We start from the raw sequence: 20,724 nt of genomic DNA, 5'->3' as shown, positions 1-20,724 counted from the left end.
TATAAGCTTCAAAAAACTAATTATTAGCCAGCTAACCATAACCCTGTAGCCGAGTGCAAGCCCCTGACTTGCCTCACCATTTCACATACTGATCCTCGACAAAGCCCCATAGACCATCGACCCGTATCTCGGTTCGACCGGGCGGGCGCAAAACACCGTTGAATTGACCGAATATCTGCTTGAAGTTGCTGGCCAACAGGCCCAGGTTTGTACGCTCCTGATGCAGCCCACGCGCCTCGAAGCGCAGCGCCACTTGGCCGTCATGGGAGTCGATGTGCCAGGGCTGCAAGGGCTGCTGGCGATCGAAAGCAAAGCGCACCGTATCGACCTTGATCAGCTCCCCGTCCAGCCAATAACAATTTTCGGTAAAACTGGTTTCGTTGACCCCGCAGGACAAATTCAAGCCGACTCGCTGGCCCGCGACCTGGCCGGAAAGGCACGCCCAGTTCCAATGGGTTTCCGGGCGCATGTAGCCCGCCGACCAGTCATGATGGGCGAATGCCTCGATAGCCGCCAGATCGAAGTCGCCCAGGCTGCTCCTGACCTGGCCGGTGCAACGCAGCCCGGCCACCTTCTGCGCATACACCCAACCGTTCACCGCAGTGGGCGTGTTGATGCACATCGGCTGAAAAGCAGGCTCGGCCTCGGAAAAACCAGCGTCAATACGAGTGCCGTCATCCAACTCAACCAGCAAGCGCTTCTCGCGCGAATCTGTGCGGTTTTCCAAGCGCAGCAGATTGCGCCCACTGCGCAGCTCGCATACGCCATCGTCAGGTTGCTGAGAAAAACGCGTGCCCATGCTCAGCGGTAGTTTGAATTGCCGCTCGATCATCCGTCCGCTGGGCGGATGGAACAGATAGACGAAACCGATCCCGGCCAGACTCAGGTTGGCCAAGGCGCAGCCGCCGATCAGCTGCTCGCTGATCAGCCCGAAATACTGGAACTGGTGAAAGCGCCGCCACTTGGCCAAAGCACCCAGGCGCCGGCCCATGGGTGAGCGAAAATCAAAATCGCGGTAATTGACCAGACCGGGCGCGGCACTGAAGATGCCGTAATGGGGCTGGCCGTTGGCTTGTATCAGTCGATCCATCGAAGAAAGCGCTCACACCGGGGATTTCCGCGATGCTAGCACTGCGCTTCCCGCTCAGACACTGACTGCCGGCGCCATGCACTGGGGCGAAATCGGCCAAGCCAGGAACCTGTCGGATTTAACGCTACCCTCCAGGCTCCCAGGTTTACATCACCACCTGATTGCGGCCAAAGGCCTTGGCCTCATACAACGCCCGATCGGCGTGCTCATAGAGCTGCGCCAATTCGCCGCCTTGTGCGGGCTGGATACAGGCCACCCCGACGGACATGGTCAGCACACCCGCGGTGTCCGAGCCTGCGTGCGGGATCTTCAGCTGTTCCAGGGTTGTGCGTAGCGCTTCGCCCCGTTGCCAGGCCTGTGTCTCGTCAATCCCGTACAGGAGTACGGCGAACTCTTCGCCGCCCAGGCGCACGGCCATGTCCAGCGGACGGCGCCCGGCATCGTTGAGCAAGCTACCAACCCGCTGCAGTGCACTATCACCGGCCTGGTGACCGTAGCGATCGTTATAGGCCTTGAAGTGGTCGATGTCGCACAGCAGCAAGGCGATCGACTGGCTATCGCGCTGAGCCTGGCGTCCCAGCCGTTCGAAGGTGCGGTTAAAGCTGCGTCGGTTGTGCAGACCGGTCAGGCTGTCGTGCTCAGCCAGCACGCGCATCAGTTGGCTGACCAGAAAATGCTCGCGCGACTTGAACTCCAGCAAATAACAACCCACCGCGCCAATCAGATTGCCAAACAGGAGAAACAACACGTTGTTGACCAATCTAGGCATGGGCAAATCTACCCAAAGCTCGACGCCCACATACACCAGCAACACCAGCCAGGCACAGGCCAGGGCCTCACTGAGGCGCAGCCCCACAAGAAAATAGGCGGCCATGCTGACCAGCAGCAACCCTTCGTAGGGGTAATTCGGGTCGCCGTGGTGAGCGATGCCGACAACCAGAGCAGCCCCTATGCCAATTATCGAAATGCACAACAGACTCAATGGCTGCAATAGAGGCGCATGTTCGCGCGGCGGGATTAAACCGGCGCAGATCAACAAGGCAATCAGCACCACCAGGCGCACGCCAAGCACCCACCACACTTCCGGAGCAGGCAGCATGGCGAAATCCAGCCCCGCGAACGCCAGCCAGAGCAGGATGCCGACGTTCAACCCTATGCGCTTGAGGTCGAAACTGTGCTCCAGTATGTACGCGCGATACTCCCTCTCGAGAGGATTGGCGAATCGCAGCAAGTGAAAACCCGAGGACAGTTGATCGGCGTAGGGGCTGGAACCAACATCATCTAGCCAGGCATGTGGAAGCGGCACTATGACCTCATCTGTTGGTGGCCTGTAGCCGCCTTAAGCGCACGTCCATTGCGTCATAGGTTAATCGAATTGCGGCCGTGGAATATGTCGTGCTTTTAGCTGCCAGCACAGCGCCGCCCACCTCAGGCTTCAAACTCGGCCTGCAAGGCTGCGCGCACGCAGTGCAACACCCCGTCCGCCACGCGCCCGGTGAACTGCTCGCTGAGCGCCGCCACCGCCGGCAATTCCCCCTCGCCGTCGAGGAAGCTGTCCTGAATCTCGCCAAGCAGCGCTTCCGGCAAATCCAGCGCCTGTTCCAACGACAACTGCTGGCGGCCAATGGCCTCGGCCAGCAGGCTGTAGACGTTCTTCTCGCTGCATTGCAGTTGCCCGGCAATCTGCGTCGGCGTCATCCCCGCACGTGCCAGGCTGACCAGTTCGTGGCGCAGGTCGACCACTGCCCGCGGCGCATCGGCGCCGGCACCGAGCACCTCGAGGAAGGCCTCGCCGTAGCGCTCCAACTTGCGCGCACCGACACCGCTGACCCGGCCCATCTCGGCCAGGGTGCTGGGTTGGCTGCGCAGCATTTCCAGCAAGGTGGCATCGGGGAAGATCACATAAGGCGGCACCCCATGCTCCTCCGCCAACTTGCGCCGCAGCGCGCGCAAGGCTTCCCATTGATCGCGCTCGTCGCCGCGCACCAACTGGCTGGCGGCGCTGCTGGAGGCTTTGGCGCTGTGCTGCGGTTTCAGGTCGCGACGCAGCTGCAAGGTCACTTCGCCGCGCAGTAGGGCCCGGCAATTGTCGGACAGACGCAACCCGCCATAGCCTTCCAGATCGACGTCGGCCAACCCGCGTGCGACTAGCTGACGGAACAGCGAACGCCATTCGCCCTCGGCGAGCGCCTTGCCCACTCCAAACACCGACAGATGCTGATGGCCAAGGTTGCGCACCTTGTCGTTATCGCGACCGAGCAACAGGTCGACCAGATGACCGACGCCATAACGCTGACCGCTGCGATAAATCGCCGATAACGCCTGACGGGCCGGCTCGGTGGCATCCCAGGTCTGCACACCGTCGGTGCAGTTGTCGCAATGGCCGCAAGGCTGCGGCAGCTCCTCGTCGAAGTAGGCCAGCAGCACCTGACGTCGGCAACGGGTCTCCTCGCACAGGGCGAGCATGGCGTCGAGCTTGTGCTGCTCGACACGTTTGTGCCGTTCATCGCCCTCGGAGTTGTTGAGCATCTGCTTGAGGAAGATCACGTCCTGCAGGCCGTAGGCCATCCAGGCATCCGCCGGTAGGCCGTCGCGGCCGGCGCGACCAGTTTCCTGATAGTAGGCCTCCAGAGACTTGGGCAAGTCGAGGTGGGCGACGAAGCGCACGTTGGGCTTGTCGATGCCCATGCCGAAGGCGATGGTCGCCACCATGATCAGCCCCTCCTCGTTGAGGAAACGCTTCTGGTGGTAAGAGCGCAACTCGCTGGGCAGCCCAGCGTGGTAAGGCAGCGCGGGGAACCCTTGCTCGCTGAGAAAGGCCGCGACCTCATCGACCTTCTTGCGCGATAGGCAGTAAACGATACCGGCATCGCCCTTGCGGGCGGCCAGGAACCCCAGCAGCTGCTTGCGCGGCTGCTCCTTGGGTACGATACGGTAGAAGATATTCGGTCGGTCGAAGCTCGACAGAAAGCGCTCGGCCTGCTGTAAATGCAGACGATTGACGATTTCCTCGCGGGTGCGCATGTCCGCCGTAGCGGTCAGGGCAATGCGCGGCACCGCGGGGAATAATTCGGCCAGCTGGCCCAGCTGCAGGTATTCGGGACGGAAATCATGGCCCCACTGCGACACGCAGTGGGCCTCGTCGATGGCGAACAGGGCCACCTGCAGACGCTGCAGGAATGCCAGCATGCGCGGTTGCACCAGGCGTTCAGGCGCCAGATAGAGCAACTTGATTTCACCCCGGTTGATCCGCTCGGCAATTTCGCGCTGCTCATCTGCACTCAGGCTGGAGTTCAGCGCAACCGCCGCCACGCCCAGCTCGTCGAGGGTCGCGACCTGGTCGTCCATCAAGGCGATCAGCGGTGAAACCACCACGGCCAGGCCCTCGCGCAGCAGGGCCGGGACCTGGAAACACAGGGATTTACCGCCACCGGTGGGCATCAGCACCAGAGCATCGCCGCCGCCGGCCACGCGCTCGATGATCGCACCCTGACGGCCACGGAAACTATCGTAGCCAAAGATGTCTTTAAGGATGCGTTGGGCTTGCTCAAGCATTGCAGGTCTCCGAATCGAGCCGGGCATTATACGCAAGTGCATGCCTGGTTGAATTTTGATCTGCAAAGCCAGGTTATCCTGCTCTGTGTGAGCCTGGCCTATAGCTGCTGCGGCGGGTCTAGACTAGAATTCATCCTCGTTAAATCCTTCAAGGTAGCCCCACGATGTCCTTCGCCGAGCAACTCTCCCGCCTGCAAGCCTTCCTCGATGCCGATGAGCTGCACGAAGAGGCCCTGGACTATGTGGCCGCCCACGGCTACCTGACCGCCCTGTCGATTTGCCCGGACCCCGTACCGGATCGCGAGTGGATCGATGCGCTGTTCTCCGAGCCGCCGCACTACCGCAGCGATGCCGAGCGCGAAGAAGTCGAAGCCACCTTGCTGCAACTCAAGGGGCATATCGCTCGCCAACTGGCCAGCGACGATGAGCCGGAGATTCCCTGCGACCTCGACCTCGGCGACGACCCGGACGACTCCGACCTGCGTGGCTGGTGCATCGGCTTCATGGAAGGCGTGTTCCTGCGCGAATCGGTATGGTTCGAAGACGCCGAAGACGAAGTCAGTGAGCTGCTGCTGCCGATCATGGTCGCGTCTGGCTTGTTCGATGACCAAGCGGAGTTCGCCGAAATCGCCCAAGATCGCGATCTGGTAGACAGCATGGCCGAGCAGATCCCCGAGCTACTCACCGCCTTGTTCCTGCTCTGCCACGCCCCGGAGGAAAAGCCGGCCTTGCTCAAGCCACGCCACCACTAACCTCACGCCATCGCCATGGCGCGAGACGTTCATGAGCATCGTAATCCAGCCATTCGCTACGCCCTGCTGACCCTGGGTTGGCTGAGCGTGGCATTGGGGGTGATTGGTATTTTCCTCCCGGTACTGCCCACCACCCCCTTCCTTCTGTTGGCCGCGGCCTGCTTCGTACGCAGCTCCAGGTCTTTCTACCTGTGGCTGATCCACCACCGCCAGCTCGGCCCGTGGATTCGCGACTACCTCGAAGGCCAGGGTATTCCTCTCAAGGCCAAGGTCTACAGCATCGCACTGATGTGGCTGAGTATCGGCCTGTCCTGTTACCTGGTGGCACTGCCTTGGGCACGCCTGTTCATGCTCAGCAGTGCGGTGCTGGTGACCCTGTACATCCTCAGACAGAAAACCCTGCCCAAGCGGTAATAGCTGACGCCTGGGGTGCACTATCTCTACCTCATGGCTCCCTGTGCAGTGTGCAGCCCCAGTCCTAGTTTCCCCGACACCCCTGCAAAACCACCAGGCGCCACCTAGACTCTGTGCATCTTCGACGGAGATGCGGCATATGCAGCCATGGCAGCGCCTTGCTGGATGCCGACAGCGCCTGCAGGGGCCAGCGCTGTCGCTGTGCCTGCTGTTTGGCGGTGGGCTCGGGCTGAATGCGAGCTGGGCCAATTGGGACTTCGCGCAGATCATCAACAATGCCGAAACTCGCTACGGCGCCCTCGGTGCGGCCAGGCAACGGATTCTGCAATGGGACGCATTGATCACCAGCAGCGCCAATCTGCCTGAGCACGAGCAACTCAAGCGGGTGAACCGTTTCTTCAACCGCCAACTACGCTTCATTGATGACCGTCAGATCTGGCAGCAAAACGACTATTGGGCCACGCCGATCGAGGCGCTGGTAAAAGGCGCAGGCGACTGTGAGGACTACTCTATCGCCAAGTATTTCACCTTACGCCGCCTCGGTCTGCCCAGCGACAAGCTGCGCATCACCTATGTCAAAGCCCTGCAGCTGAATCAGGCACATATGGTGTTGGGCTATTACCCCAGCCCGACTGCCGACCCTTGGGTGCTGGATAATCTGGTCAACGAGATCCAGCCGGCCTCACAACGCACAGACCTGCTCCCGGTGTATGCCTTCAACGCAGAAGGTGTGTATTTCCCGGGTTCTAACAGCAAAAAGAGCGACAGCAAGAAAATCTCTCGCTGGCAGGACTTACTGAAAAAAATGCGCATGGAGGGCTTCGTCATCGACGAAGGCTAGGAGAACACTATGTCCCTACTCAAACAGCTGTTTCTCGCCATCTGCCTGTTTCTGGTGGTGGCCTTTACCGGTAGTTTCATCGTCAGCCTGGAGACTTCCCGCGAGCAGCTGATCAGCCAGTTGCGCTCCCACGCGCAAGACGCCGCCACGGCCCTAGGTTTGTCGATGACGCCCCATGTGGATGACCCGGCGATGCTCGAATTGCTGGTCAATGCAATCTTCGACAGTGGCTACTTCGCCACTATTCGCGTGGTGCGCATCGCCGACCAACAGTTGTTGTTCGAGCGCAGCAACAGCGCGATAGAGGAATCCGTGCCGAACTGGTTCGCCAACCTGGTCGACCTCCAGGCTCAGGGCGGCGATGCGCTGGTCATGCGCGGCTGGGAACAGGCTGCCCGGGTCGAGGTGCTCAGCCACCCACAATTCGCCTTGGCCAAGCTGTGGGACGGTGCCATCGGCAGCCTGCTCTGGCTGCTGCTCTGCGGCTTGCTCAGCGCCATTCTGGGTGGCTGGCTACTGCGCGCCCAACTGCGCCCCCTCGACAACATGGTGCAACAGGCCCATGCCATCACCCGCCGCGAATTCCTCACCCTGCACCGCATACCGCGCACGCCTGAACTGAAGCGGGTGGTGTTGGCGATGAACCAGATGGTCGAGAAACTCAAGGCACTGTTCGCCGAGGAAGCCACACGCAGCGAGAAACTGCGGGAGGAGGCCTACCACGACAGCCTCACGGGTCTGGCCAACCGCCGTCAGTTCGAGATTCGCCTGGCCAGCCAACTGACGCTCAACGAGCATCATGCCGCAGGTTATCTGCTGTTGGTGCGCATCCATGATCTCGGCGATCTCAACCAACGCTTGGGCGGTCAACGCACCGATGGGTTGATTTGCGCCATTAGCGAACAGCTCACGCATCTTCAAGTTCAACTCGGCAAGCCGGACTGGCTGGTCGCCCGCAGTCGCGGGGGTGAGTTCAGCCTGCTGGCGCCTGGAGTGTCCGCTGCGGATATCGAGCACCTGGCGCAAAGCTTGAGCGAACATCTGGACAGTCTGCGGCAGACCGATGCTAGCGATTGCCTACCCCTGGCGCATATCGGTATCGCCGCGTTTAGGCCTGGGGAAGACCCGAACGCAGTAATCGGCCGAGCCGACCAGGCGCTGACCGAGGCGCAAAGTACTCCAGACAGACCCTGGCAGCGCCTGGACGAGTACGCGGCCCAGCTCGACCACAGCCAACGCGACTGGCGCGACTGGATAGATACCGCGCTAAACGGTCGCCAACTGCAACTGTTCTTTCAACCCGTGGTGTTGTGCACCGATACGCGCCAGGTCCTGCAACATAAGGTGCTGGCACGCCTGCTCGACCCCCACGGCGAGGCCGTCGCCGCCGGGCGTTTCCTACCCTGGGTCGAACGCCTCGGCTGGGCGGCACGCTTCGACCTGATCATGCTCGAACAGAGCCTGGCTCACCTGGCCCGCTATCGCCAGCCCCTGGCCCTCAGCCTGTCCGCCGCCACCCTGCGTGAACCGGAGAACCAAGCACGGCTGCTCGCCTTGCTCAAGGCGCACCCGGAACACGCCAGCCTGATGACCCTCGATGTCGGAGAGCGCTATCTACCACCACCCGCCGACTTCGAACGTCTGAGCCAACAGATCCGCAGCACCGGTTTCCACCTCGGTCTGCAGCACTTTGGCGGGCGTTTCAGCCTGATCGGCAACCTCAGCCACCTGGGTCTGGCCTACCTGAAGATCGACAGCAGCTACATCCGCGCCATCGATCAGGAAAACGACAAGCGCCTGTTTATCGAGACGATGTTCCGCGCGACCAACAGCATCGACCTGCCGCTGATCGCCGAGATGGTGGAAACCGAGGGTGAATTGACCGTGTTGAAGGAACTAGGCATCCGCGGCGTCATGGGCCGCCTGATCAGTGCCCCCGCGCCTTGGCCAACATGACGCTAGCTACCCAACCGGACTGAAAGAGGTTTACCCAGCACCCGTTGAGCAAGCGCTCAGTGAGCCGGTTTCGGCAGCCATGAGCAAGCTCACCTGGCAACAAACCCCGCAGCAAGATGGGTCGATTGACTCAGCAGGCACAAAAAAGCCCACTGCCCGCTCAGGCAGTGGGCTTTCTCCTCTGCTGGCGAGTCAGACGGTATCCACCTTGAGCGCGTTATCGGCGAGCAGGCCATCGATCACCGTCGCCGCGTCCGTGCTGCCGTAGTACGCGGCGCTGGAAAGATCCACCCCGTCGAGCACGACTTGCTGCACCACGGCTCCGCCGGCCGTTGCGCGCACGTCGATGGCGGTACTGGCGCCGAAGGTAAAGCTCAAGTAGTCATCCAACACGTTGCCACTGGCACTCTCACCGACCAACAACTGCGACAGATCCAGGACATCCGAGTTGCCGCCTGACACATTGGGGCCATCGATAAAGAAGTCAGTGACGTGATCAATCCCGGAGTCGCCCGAGTTCCACACAAAGCTATCCTTACCGAGACCGCCAGACAGCAGGTCATTGCCTGAGCCGCCGATCAACACATCGTCACCCTCTCCTCCAATCAAGGTGTCATGTCCTGAACCACCGGCCAGCACATCATTGCCTTTGCCGCCCAAGATGTAGTCATTGCCCTCTTGGCCAAACACCAGGTCATTGCCATCCCCTGCATCGATGCGGTCGTGCCCCAACGCCCGTCCGGACTCCCCCGCCAGCTCCTCGGCATGCGTGCGGATATAGTTGAGCGTGTCGGCGCGCGTCCATGTGGCATAACTGCCTGGCCCATCACCGCCCTCCAGCGCGGCGAAAACCTGCCACCCGGCCCCTGGGTTGGTTGTCAGCCCTGCGGTAGCCGCCAAAACATCGGTGTAGAGCACATCGCCAAAAATCAGATCATCGCCGCCACCGCCGACTATATGGTCGCTACCTGCATCATGCAGTTGGTTCGATGGATTGAAATCAGCCAGAACGCTGGCGAGCTGCTCTCCCGTCGTGATGTTGCTGGCGACATCAGGGTTAACATTCGCAAGCTCGCCTTCCACCTGATTCAGAATATCCAGAGCAGTGCCGCCGACATTAATGCCTACTGCCTGAATCTGCCCGAAGGTTGACTCCAGCAGAGCCACTTCGCTGACTCTATCGTCATTGATATGGCCCGAAGGGTTATACGAACCCAGCACCTGAGCCACTGCCGTACTCTTGGAGCCATCAGTTGTGACATTGCTCAGGCTGGTTGAATCTCCATTCAGCCAACTGTTCGGCTCACCATCGGAGACAAATACGACTTGATTAATGACATTAGCCCCTGTGTATGGTGCATCGACGCCACCACTGGCCACCCAATTCAAGGCCACTTGCAAGCCCGCCTCATAGTTCGTGTAGCCACCGGCAACCAAACTATTGACTGCACTTTGCGCGGCACTCAGCTCTCCATCCTTGAGATCGAAGATGCCCAGACTACTTGCCGAACTATCAAAATCCACAAGCTGAACCCGGACGTGATCAGCCGCTCCCAAAGAAAGTCCAACCAGCAAATTATTAACAGCCAGCTTTAGAGCCTCCATACGACTCATATTCGTATCATTGAAAGCGATATTGGCCTTCATGCTGCCTGAAGAATCCAGAATAAGGATCAGATTGACGCTCTTACCAACCAGATTACTGCGCCCCTCGTCTCCCACGAGGATATCTGCAGCAGCGCCACCGGTAATCACCCCCGCACCACCCGACGTCACATAAGGCGCACTACTGCCTGCAACGTCACTGGCATTGGAGGCCACTATCAGTTGGCCGGTCAATGAGGGCTCGAAGATGACATCCAGCACCGCCGCCGCGCGATCCCCATCGGCATCAATTACCGCTACCTCAAATTGAGTTGCAATCGGATCTTCTTCAATCCGCTCAACAATCGACGAGCCATTCACCCGGAAGCCATTGCCACCGGTATCCGACAGATCAATCCTGGTTATCGCCGTCAAGCCTGTTGGAATACTGGTCAGCACATGGTCTGAAAATAGCGTATTCCCACTTTGCGTGGTGGTGTTACCCAAAGAGTCCTGGCCATAGACAGTCCAATGAACCGTGTTGCTACTTCCCCCGCCCTGGATATCTATAGAAAATTGCGCACTGACAATGGGGCTGGCGTAAGAGAAAAATATAACTTCACTGCCATCCACCCACTGATTGTCCGGTGCGAGGCCTTGCATACTGGAGTTCACCCCACCCTCCGAAGAGTCCACCGTCATTATCACGGTTTGTCCAAGCGGAATGCTTTCCCCCGGCTTGTAGAGCGCTCCGGTATCGGTAACCAACAGATAATCCTGATTACCACCAATATTCTGATTGAAGGTTGCATCGAAACTCTGTGTAGGGCCGTCCAGTTTGCCATTCATATCGATGGCATAGTTGCCCGCTGCATCATAAGTCAGGGTAAAGATCAGCGACTGTCCAGGACCACCGGTGTAAGTACCGGGAAGAGCGCTGGTGTATGCATATAAAACCCCGGTATCGACAGGGCTGACTGCGTAATACACCGTATTGCCAGAGGAGGTCAGCGACGATGCCGCATAGGTCACGCTAGTACCGTTCCAACCTGCAATATTTCCCGTCAAATCGGCAGTTCCCGGTACATCTGCGCCGATGACTGGATCAGATGTTCCTGTAGCGAATCCCGTCGCGTTATTGCTCAGAGAAGCGGGGGAAACCGTGGATAAAGTCGGCGTGTCATCGACAATGCGCACTACCAGATCGTCGCTCGCCGCACTACCACCCACGCCCATCACACTGATGCTCAGACTGTCGTCGAAGTATGTACCCGTAGCGCCGACATGGCTGTCGTTGTCGATCGTGGCGTTCAGTGTGTAGCTGTAACTCAGCGTGCCGGCCGTGGCACTGCCGCTGTAGTTGCTCAGGGTCAATGTGCCCTCGCCCGTACTCACCTGCTGATTGGTTGTCGCCAAGGCCTGCAACTGCGCAAAACTGAATGTCGCGCCTCCCACTGTGACGCTGGCGATGCCATCGCTGGCCGACACCGTGAAACTGCCGCTGGTGGTTTCGCTGGTGTCTGCCAGCGAAGTCAGACCGTGCTCGTACACCGTGGCATCGGGACCGTAAGCGGCGGCTGTCACCACCGAGGCATGGTCGTCGGCACCGCTGATGGTGATGGTCAGCTTGGCCGAGCTGGAGTCGCCATCGGCATCCTGCATCGTGTAATACACGTCGTAGGACAGATGGCTGCTGGCATTCAGTGCCTGGACTGACGCCAGGCTGTTGTCCAGCACGAAACTGTAGACGCCGCCAGCGGCCAACGTCAGGGTGCCGAAGCTATTCAGCGCGTTGATCGCCGCCGTATTGTCGTGCCCTGTCGCCGCCCAGGTTGTGAAGGCCTTGGGCGTATCGGCTCCCGCGCTGTCGTTGGTCAGCACGTTGCCACCGACGCTGTTCGACACGGCGTCTTCGGTTACACCTACTGGGCCGTCATTCATCGCAGTCGGTGTGTCATCAATGATGCGCACCACCAACTCATCGCTCGCCGTGCTGCCGCCTACCCCCAGCACGCTGATGCTCAGGCTGTCGTCGAAGTGCGTGTCGGTGGCGCCGGCATGGCTGTCGTTGTCGATCGTGGCGTTCAGCGTGTAGCTGTAACTCAGCGTGCCGGCCGTGGCACTGCCGCTGTAGCCGGTCAGGGTCAATGTGCCCTCGCCTGTACTCACCAGCTGATTAGTCGCTGCCAGTGCCTGCAACTGCGCCAGGCTGAAGGTCGCACCGCCCACCGTGACGCTGGCGATGCCATCGCTGGCCGACACCGTGAAGCTGCCGCTGGTGGATTCGCTGGTGTCTGCCAGTGAGGTCAGGCCGTGCTCATACACCGTGGCATCCGGGCCGTACGCGGCGGCCGTCACCACCGAGGCATGGTCGTCGGCACCGTTGATGGTGATGGTCAGTTTGGCCGTGGCCGTGTCGCCGTCGGCGTCACGCATGGTGTAAGTGAAGGTCTCGCTCAGGCTCTCCCCGGTATTCAGGCCCTGCACCGCCGGATTGGCGTTGTTCAGGCTGTAGCTGTAGGTGCCATTCCCGGTATCGGTGAAGGTGCCGTATGTGGCCGCGGTGCTGGTCCAGCCAACGAAGCTGGTCGGGGTGTCCGCACCCGGCTGGCCATTGGGGTGCAGGTCATTGCTCAGCACATTACCGGTGATCGGGGTGACGCTGTCCTCCGCGATACTGTTGCTGTCATCCACCGCATGCGGCACATCGTCGATGATGTTGATGTCGAGGGACGCCAGATCGGTGTCATGGTCCACGTCCTCGGCGAGCACGGCGAAATGCTCGGTCAGCTGATTCTCGCCACCGCCGGGAGCATGCTGCGCACTGCCCAGCAAGGTGTAGCTGTAACTGACGATGCCTTCGTCGAGAATGCCATCATCGGCATCGAAGCCGGTGATGGTCAGTTGGTTACCCAACGGCGTGGTTACCGACTGCGGGAAGCCACTCACCACACCGTTCAGTACCACCTGGATGCCGCCCACGGTCAGATTGAGCAACCCATCCGGCGCCTGCACCTTGAAGGTGCCGCTGACCGTAGTGGACTCCTTGCTCGGGTCCGAACCCATCGCCAGGTCGTCCTCATCCACGCGGTGCTCGCCACCACGAACGTCCAGGTCCTTGATCTGTACCTTGTCGTCGAGGTTTCTGACTTTCAGTACCAGGTTGGCAGTATCGCTGTCGCCGTCGGCATCGTTGAGGGTATAGGTGAAGGTCTCGGTCGCCATCCCCCCGCCACCCAGCGCGAGAAAATCTGCATCACTCGGATCCAGCAGATAACTGTAGGAGCCATCGGCATTCAGGGTCAGCGTGCCGTAAGTGCCCTGCATGACTGCCGGTTGTATCGGCCCGCCTGGCAGGCGGTCGGCGCCCTGCACATCATTGTCGAGAACGTTGCCGATCAGGGTCAGCTGGTTCTCCGAGGCGAACGTGGCGTTGCTGTCATCCACCGCATGCGGCACATCGTCGACAATCTCGATGACGATGCTGGCTGGCGCCGAGGATGCCGTGCCGTCCGACACGCTGAGCGTGAAGCTGTCGCTCTCGATACCCGGGCCATCGGTGGTCGGGCTGGTCAGTTCATAGCTGTAACTGGCCACCCCAGTGGCCGTGTTGTAGGCGCTGATGGTTAGACTGCCGTGGGCGCCGATGAACTGGCTGCCGGCCAGACTGCCGATGGCCACGGTGACGCCATTGATGGTCACGCTCTGCAGGTCATCCAGGCCGTCGGCGTCGCTCAGGGTGAAGGTGCCGCTGGCAAATTCGCTGTTGCTGGCGGCGTCCGAACCCTGCGCCAGACCGGCCTCGAAGACTCGATCATTAGCGCCCTGGTTGCCCGGATCGACCGTCAGTACCGGCACATCGTTGCTGCCAGTGATAGTGATGGTCAGGGTGGCCGTGGCGGTGTCACCGTCGGCGTCCTGCATGGTGTAGCTGAAGGTTTCGCTCAGGCTCTCGCCGGCGTCCAAGCCCTGCACCGCCGGGTTGGCGTTGTTCAGGCTGTAGCTGTAGGTGCCGTTACCGGTGTCGGTGAATGTGCCGTAAGTGGCCGCAGTACTGGTCCAGCTGACGAAACTAATCGGGGTATCCGCACCGGGTTGGCCGTTGGGGTGCAGGTCATTGCTCAGCACGTTGCCACTAATAGGGGTCAACGTATCTTCGGCGATGCTGTTGCTGTCATCCACCGCGTTCGGGCCGTCATCATTAATATTGATAGACAAGGTACTGACGGGCGACACATCGCCGTCGGTATCGAACACCCGTACTGCGAAACTCTCACCCACTTGATCGGCCGCGCCTATTGCCGAGGGGTTGCCGTGGTCCTGGGTGCTGCCGTTGAGGGTGTATACCCATCGGCCAGCCGCATCGACCACCAAGCTGCCGTAGACGCCCTGTACGGTACCGCCGGCTGTGACATCGACCCAGTTGCCATCCTTATCCTGCACCTGCAAGGCAGCGACGCCATCCGGCGAGTTGACGACCAGCCGACCGAAAGCCTGTTCGGCATTGCTCGCGGCGTTACTACCAGTCGCCAGTGCCGCCTCATCGACCACACCAGGGGCGCCCAGCACTTGCCCTTCGGCGTCTTGATGAATGATCTCGACCTCGGGCGTGGAATCAGGGCCCTCTGGCACCACTGCGGCGGTCGGCTCGGGGGTTACGTCCGGCTCAAGTTCGGGGTCGGGAAACTCGGGGGAAAACGACAGACCTGCGGTAGGGAAGCCTATGGTTGGATCGAGCGCACCGGCCGTTTCATCCAGCAGCACAAAAGAGTGACCGCCGCCAGCATTGCCCGCATTACCCGCGCCGGGTCCCGCCGCAGTGGCATCGCCAACTTGAGTAGGGTCTTCACCTGCTGCGATAGCGGCCTGCAGCTGCTCGACGTCACTGAGATCCTGCTCACTCGGTGTGACTGCAGTGTTGGCTACCGGAGCTGTGGCTGCATCACCCTGGGCACTGGCCAGCAGTTGCGTGTCCAACAGCAGCTGGCTGTTGCGTCCGAGGGTCAACTCGCCGCCACCGACCAAAGCGATTGCCACTGCGCCTACGGCACCCGTAGCAAGCTGTTCACCGGCAAATACGCGATCACCTTCGGCCAGCGGTCGACGTGCTCCATCACCCGCGACTGCAAAAACTTCGCCGACAACCTGACGAACGACACCGATTAACGTAGCCATAACACTCTCCCCACTCCCTCTGCCAATCACCGTCGACAGGTTTCATAAGGGCCGAACACTTTTCGAACAGGGGGACGCGCGCAAGACGGGTGCAATGGATAGGTAAAACGTATTCAACTCCACATAAACGACAAATAAATGTCGTCAAAAAACATACTCCCTATTCCAGCAAGCCCATCTACCTCCTTAACTGCTCTAAACAGCGCCTGACCACTAGCCACCGCCTGAAATGAGCCAAAAGGCCCGATCTATCTGGCCTATGGGGGTAAGACAAGGCTCGTTCTCACGGAATGCATAAGACTCTTTTCTCATAAGCCTTGTGCCATTTTTATCTTAGCTACACTGGAAGATGTTCTTAGCTATGGCGTAAAGGCATAAAAACTCTTACGGACAGAATAACCGTCAATATTTTGTCCTTAGAGGCCAAGCACCTTAAAAGGAGTTTCACCCATGCGCGTGCTTACACCCCTGTACGGCGGCATTCTGCTGGTCTTGGCCTCTACCCAGACGCAGGCCATAACGCTCTCCGAAGCCATCCAGAGCACCCTGGATAATCACCCCGAATTGCATGCCAGCATGAACAACCGCCTGGTATCGGATGAGGAGGTCAAAGTGGCCAGGGGCGGCTATCTACCAACGGTTGACCTGTTGGTGGGTTATGGTCGAGAGAAAACCGACAGCCCCAGCACCCGCGCCCTGGGTAATCACAATCAGGAAACCCTGAATTTTCGTGATGCCGAACTGCGCCTGCGACAGATGCTATTCGACGGCTTCAATACGCCCAATGAAGTAGCGCGCACCGAAGCAGTGGTCAACTCACGCGCCTACTATGTACTGGGCACAGCGGAAAGCTTGGCGCTGCGCGCCGTAGACGTGTACTTGGAAGTACTCAAACGTCGTGAGTTGGTTTCTCTGGCTAAAAACAACATGCAGACCCACCAACGCATCAATGATCAGATTGGTCTGCGCAGTGAGCGTGGCGTTGGCAGCACAGCCGACCTCGATCAGTCGCAAGCCCGTGAGGCGCTGGCCGCTAACAACCTGTACACCGAGCAAGTCAACCTGGCCGATGCCGAAGCCAACTTTTTCAGCGCCATCGGCCGTATGCCTGACCAGCTCGCCTTGCCGGGAACGATAAAGGGCGAAATGCCCGCAGATCTCGTGCAAGCCCGCCAAACCGTGATGGACAACAACCCCTTCCTGAAATCGGCACAAGCCGATGTGAATGCTGCCGAGAAACAATATGCCGTCGCCAAGTCGCCCTTCTACCCGCGCTTCGATATCGAGTTGGCCACCAACGCCGACGACAACACCCAGGGCGAGAAAGGCCACAACAACAGTTGGCGCGCGGCCGTGGTGATGAACTACAACCTGTTCAACGGCCTGCGCGACAAGGCTCGTCTGCAATCCTCCGCACACCAGATCAACCAGTCGATGGACATTCGCAACAACGCCTTGCGGATACTCAACGAAAACCTCTCGCTGGCCTGGAACGCCATGGAGAATGCACGCCTGCAAACACCCAAAGCCCGTGACTATGCGGACTACACCAGGCGCGTACGCGAGGCCTATCAGCAGCAGTTCGGCATTGGCCAACGTACCCTGCTCGACCTGCTGGACAGCGAAAACGAGCTGTTCACCGCGAACCGCCGCTATACCGAGGTGCGCTATACCGAAGAGTTCGCCATGTACCGAGTGATTGCCGCCATGGGCGAGCTGTTGAGGAAGCAGAATGTAGTAGTTCCGGCCGAAGCCGTAGCCCTCTCGGAAGTGAAGAGCGAGGCGCGTTTGCCGGCCATGCAGTGACTCTGGCTGAGGAGTAGTAGCCCTTGACCACCATGGAACGGTCGACTCCACCCAACGACCCGCGGCTCAGTCACGACGACCCGTTGCTCGATGGCCTGCTGATCCTCTGCAAGCTGCACGGCTGTTCAGTCAGCCGTGGCGCCCTGAGCGCCGGCTTACCCATGCCAGAGCAGTGCCTCAGCGCCAGCCTGCTACCCCGCGCGGCGGCACGGGCCGGCCTGCAAGGGCGTTTGCTGCGCCGCGAGCTGAGCGCGATTTCTGCCTTGAACCTGCCGGTCTTGTTGCTGCTCAAGAACGGCCGTAGCGCCGTACTGCGCAAGTGGGGCAGCAATAATCAGGTGTTGATTCTGCCGAGCGAAGCGGAAGGTGGCGAACAATGGGTGACACGTGAAGAACTGGCGAGCGAGTACAGTGGTCAGGCCTTTTTCGCCCGTCCACGGCATGAATTGGAAGAAGCCCGTATCCCATTGGTGCCACGCATCGAGGCGTGGTTCCGTGACACCCTCAAGCTGTCACGCTGGTTGTACAGCGACGCCATACTCGCCAGCCTGCTGATCAACCTGCTGGGTCTGATGGTGCCGCTGTTCGTCATGCAGACCTACGATCGTGTAGTACCCAACCAAGCCACTTCCACCTTGTGGGTACTGGCCATTGGCTTGTTTATCGGCACCAGTTTCGAACTGCTCTTGCGTGTGCTCCGCGCCCACTTGCTGGATACCGCAGGCAAGAAAACCGACATGGTGCTGTCCGCCACGCTGTTCGAGCGAATTACCGGTATGGCGATGAAAGCACGCCCGGCGACCGTCGGCGGTTTTGCCCAAAGCATCCATGACTTCCAAGGGTTGCGCGAGTTTCTCACCGCGGTGACCCTGACCAGCCTGATCGACCTGCCCTTCGCCCTCCTGATGATCGCGGTGATCTGGCTGATCGGCGGCACGCTAGTGGTTATTCCGCTCATGGCCTTCCCGTTGACCGCGCTGTTTGCCCTGATCATTCAGGGGCGACTGCGTGACACGGTGCAAAAGAGTCTGGCGCTGGCCTCGCAACGCCAGGCCCTGCTGATCGAAACCTTGGGCGGCTTGGAAACCCTCAAGGTGTGTGGTGCGGAGAGCGAGCGGCAACATGAGTGGGAGCAGACCCACGGCGCCCTGACCCGTCTGGACAGCCACGCCCGTTTCCTCTCCTCCCTGGCCACCAACGGCACCCTGTTCTTCCAGCAGCTCGCCGGCATGTCCATCATCGTTGCCGGGGTCTACAGCATTATCGCCGGCAACCTCAGCGTCGGTGCGCTGGTTGCCTGCTATATGCTCGGCAGTCGCGTCTTGTCGCCACTCGGACAAATAGCCGGACTGATCACCCGTTACCAGCAAGCGCGCCTGACCATGACCAGCACCGACGCCCTGATGGCGCTCCCGCAAGAGCGTCAGGCCACGCAACGTCCGCTGGAACGCACTCAGCTCAAGGGTGAGCTGACGGTGCAGCAGGTGACGTTCCGCTACCCCAATCAGAGCGCACCCGCGCTGAGCAACGTCAGCCTGCACCTCAACGCAGGCGAGCGGATCGGCATTATCGGCCGCAGCGGCTCGGGCAAGAGCACCTTGGCCCGTTTGCTGATGGCGCTTTACAGCCCTGAGGAAGGTCAGATTCTGCTCGACAACCTCGACTTGCGGCAGTTGGACGTAGCCGATCTGCGTCACCAGATTGGCTACGTCGCCCATGACTTGCCCCTGCTGGCCGGCAGCCTGCGCGACAACCTGACCCTCGGCGCACGCTATGTCAGCGACGCGCGCATGCTCGAAGTGGCAGAACTGACCGGCGTCAGCGAACTGGCCCGGCAACACCCGCAAGGTTTCGATCGCCCGGTCGGCGAACGTGGCCAGCTGCTCTCCGGCGGCCAGCGCCAGGCCGTGCTGCTGGCTCGCGCGATCCTGCTCGACCCGCCCATCCTGCTGTTCGACGAGCCCACCAGTGCGATGGACAACAGCAGCGAAGACATCCTGCGCAACCGCCTGCAGACCTGGGCGCAAGGCAAGACGCTGCTGCTGATCACCCATCGCGCCGCCATGCTGAGCCTGGTGGATCGGCTGATTGTCCTGGACAACGGCCAGATCGTCGCCGACGGCCCCAAAGAGTCGGTCATCGAAGCCCTGCGCAAAGGCCGGGTCGGCCCGGCAGCGGTGTAGGAAGAACTGATGGAGAGAACCCAATCGATTCGCGACTACTTTGGCGGCCTGCGCCAGCACCGGCAGGACACCGAGTTCATGCCGGAAGTGGACGGCGCCATACTCGAGGACTCGCCCTGGTTCTCGCGGGTCACGGTGTGGGCTGTCGCTGCCTGCTTGATAGCGGCGTTGGCCTGGGCAAATTTTGCCGTGCTCGAAGAAGTCACCACGGGCGAAGGCAAGGCCATCCCCTCCAGCAAGATTCAGGTGATCCAGAATCTCGAGGGCGGCATCATCAGCGAAATTTTCGTGCGCGAAGGCCAAGTCGTGGCCAAGGGTGACGTGCTGCTGCGTCTTGACGACACCCGCTTTCTCTCCAATCAAGGTGAGAGCGAAGCCGACCGTCTGGCACTGATCGCTCGCATCGAACGCCTGACAGCCGAGGCCGAAGGCCGTCCAATCGCCATGCCGGAGGAGATTAGCCGCAGCGCGCCACAGCTGGCCGAAGATGAATTGGCACTGTACCGCTCGCGGCTACAGCGCCTGCACAGCGAGCAACGCACCCTCGGTGAGCAACTGCGGCAGAAGACCCAGGAGCTGGCGGAGTTTCGCTCCAAATCTCAGCAGTACCGCTCCAGCCTCGGCCTGCTACAGCAAGAGTTGAACATGTCGCAACCGCTGGTCGCCAGCGGGGCGATTTCCCAGGTTGAGATACTCCGTCTACGCCGCAGCGTCGTCGAAGTTCGCGGCTCACTGAATGCCACCAACCTGGCCATCCCGCGGGCCGAAGCGGCCATCAACGAGATAAAGAGCAAGGTCGAAGAGTCCGAATTGGCCTTCCGCTCCGATGCCTTCAAGGAACTCAACGATGCCCGCACCGAGTTGAAAAAAATCACTGCCAGTAGCTCTGCCATTGACGACCGGGTCAGTCGCACCACGGTGATTTCCCCGGTCAAGGGCATCATCAAGCAGTTGAAGATCAGCACCATCGGTGGCGTGGTCCAGCCGGGCAGCGACATGCTGGAGATAGTGCCGCTGGAAGACAGCTTGCTGATAGAAGCCAAGGTGCGCCCGCAGGATGTGGCGTTTCTGCATCCGGGGCAGAAGGCCATGGTCAAGTTCAGCGCCTACGACTACACCATCTACGGTGGACTCAAGGCCAACCTGGAACTGATCAGCGCCGACACCATCACCGACGAAGAAGGTAAGAGCTTCTACCTGATTCAGGTACGCACCGAGCAAAGCCACCTGGGTAGCGCCGAGCATCCGCTGCTGATCATTCCCGGCATGATCGCCACAGTGGACATCATCACTGGTGAAAAAAGCGTGCTGGACTACCTGCTCAAACCCGTCCTCAAGGCCCGTGCCGAGGCGCTGCGCGAGCGCTGA

11 protein-coding genes are annotated in these 20,724 nt (G+C 60.3%); 7 read left to right on the top strand and 4 right to left on the bottom strand.

All coding sequences use genetic code 11. The features are described from left to right. Positions 1-73: 73 nt before the first annotated feature. The 3 genes from TMS3_RS21185 to recQ all read right to left on the bottom strand — a co-directional run bounded on the left by TMS3_RS21185 (position 74) and on the right by recQ (position 4,645). The gene (locus TMS3_RS21185) at positions 74-1,090 is read right to left on the bottom strand and encodes a DUF2804 domain-containing protein (protein ID WP_025167300.1); all 1,017 of its coding nucleotides are present in this window, start codon (positions 1,088-1,090) and stop codon (positions 74-76) included. A gap of 145 nt (positions 1,091-1,235) precedes the next feature. Beyond that, positions 1,236-2,396 carry a GGDEF domain-containing protein gene (locus TMS3_RS21180; RefSeq protein ID WP_025167299.1) on the bottom strand — a complete coding sequence of 387 codons (1,161 nt, stop codon included), beginning with the start codon at positions 2,394-2,396 and terminating at the stop codon, positions 1,236-1,238. Between the two features lie 122 nt (positions 2,397-2,518). Then, positions 2,519-4,645 (bottom strand): DNA helicase RecQ, encoded by a 2,127-nt coding sequence (recQ, locus tag TMS3_RS21175; RefSeq protein ID WP_025167298.1) that lies wholly within the window; start codon positions 4,643-4,645, stop codon positions 2,519-2,521. Between the two features lie 164 nt (positions 4,646-4,809). Between recQ and TMS3_RS21170 the strand changes: the two genes are divergently transcribed. The 4 genes from TMS3_RS21170 (at position 4,810) to lapD (ending at position 8,608) form a co-directional block, all read left to right on the top strand. Next, the gene (locus tag TMS3_RS21170) at positions 4,810-5,397 is read left to right on the top strand and encodes a UPF0149 family protein (protein ID WP_025167297.1); all 588 of its coding nucleotides are present in this window, start codon (positions 4,810-4,812) and stop codon (positions 5,395-5,397) included. A gap of 15 nt (positions 5,398-5,412) precedes the next feature. Further along, positions 5,413-5,811 (top strand): YbaN family protein, encoded by a 399-nt coding sequence (locus TMS3_RS21165; RefSeq protein ID WP_025167296.1) that lies wholly within the window; start codon positions 5,413-5,415, stop codon positions 5,809-5,811. Positions 5,812-5,950: 139 nt separating this feature from the next. Next, positions 5,951-6,652, top strand: coding sequence for a cysteine protease LapG (gene lapG / locus TMS3_RS21160; RefSeq protein ID WP_029866551.1), 702 nt, complete (start codon positions 5,951-5,953; stop codon positions 6,650-6,652). Positions 6,653-6,661: 9 nt separating this feature from the next. Beyond that, a complete protein-coding gene (lapD, locus tag TMS3_RS21155) occupies positions 6,662-8,608 on the top strand; it encodes a cyclic di-GMP receptor LapD (protein ID WP_025167294.1) in 1,947 nt (648 codons plus the stop codon). A gap of 192 nt (positions 8,609-8,800) precedes the next feature. Here the strand turns inward: lapD and TMS3_RS21150 are convergent, their stop codons facing one another. Then, entirely contained in the window at positions 8,801-15,367 is a 6,567-nt protein-coding gene (locus TMS3_RS21150) for a retention module-containing protein (protein WP_083491816.1), read from the bottom strand. 450 nt (positions 15,368-15,817) lie between these two features. Between TMS3_RS21150 and TMS3_RS21140 the strand changes: the two genes are divergently transcribed. Genes TMS3_RS21140 through TMS3_RS21130 form a run of 3 tightly spaced genes read left to right on the top strand, consistent with a single transcriptional unit; the run spans position 15,818 to position 20,724 of the window. After that, positions 15,818-17,173, top strand: a complete 1,356-nt coding sequence (locus tag TMS3_RS21140; protein WP_025167291.1) for a TolC family outer membrane protein — start codon at positions 15,818-15,820, stop codon at positions 17,171-17,173. Between the two features lie 32 nt (positions 17,174-17,205). Further along, positions 17,206-19,356, top strand: coding sequence for a type I secretion system permease/ATPase (locus TMS3_RS21135; protein WP_152985557.1), 2,151 nt, complete (start codon positions 17,206-17,208; stop codon positions 19,354-19,356). Between the two features lie 9 nt (positions 19,357-19,365). Further along, the gene (locus TMS3_RS21130; protein WP_025167289.1) at positions 19,366-20,724 is read left to right on the top strand and encodes an HlyD family type I secretion periplasmic adaptor subunit; all 1,359 of its coding nucleotides are present in this window, start codon (positions 19,366-19,368) and stop codon (positions 20,722-20,724) included.

The sequence above is a fragment of the Pseudomonas taeanensis MS-3 genome, assembly GCF_000498575.2.
Lineage (GTDB): Bacteria > Pseudomonadota > Gammaproteobacteria > Pseudomonadales > Pseudomonadaceae > Aquipseudomonas > Aquipseudomonas taeanensis.
The sequence above is the reverse complement of the archived record's forward strand: the minus strand, read 5'-3'. Positions and strand labels throughout refer to the sequence as shown.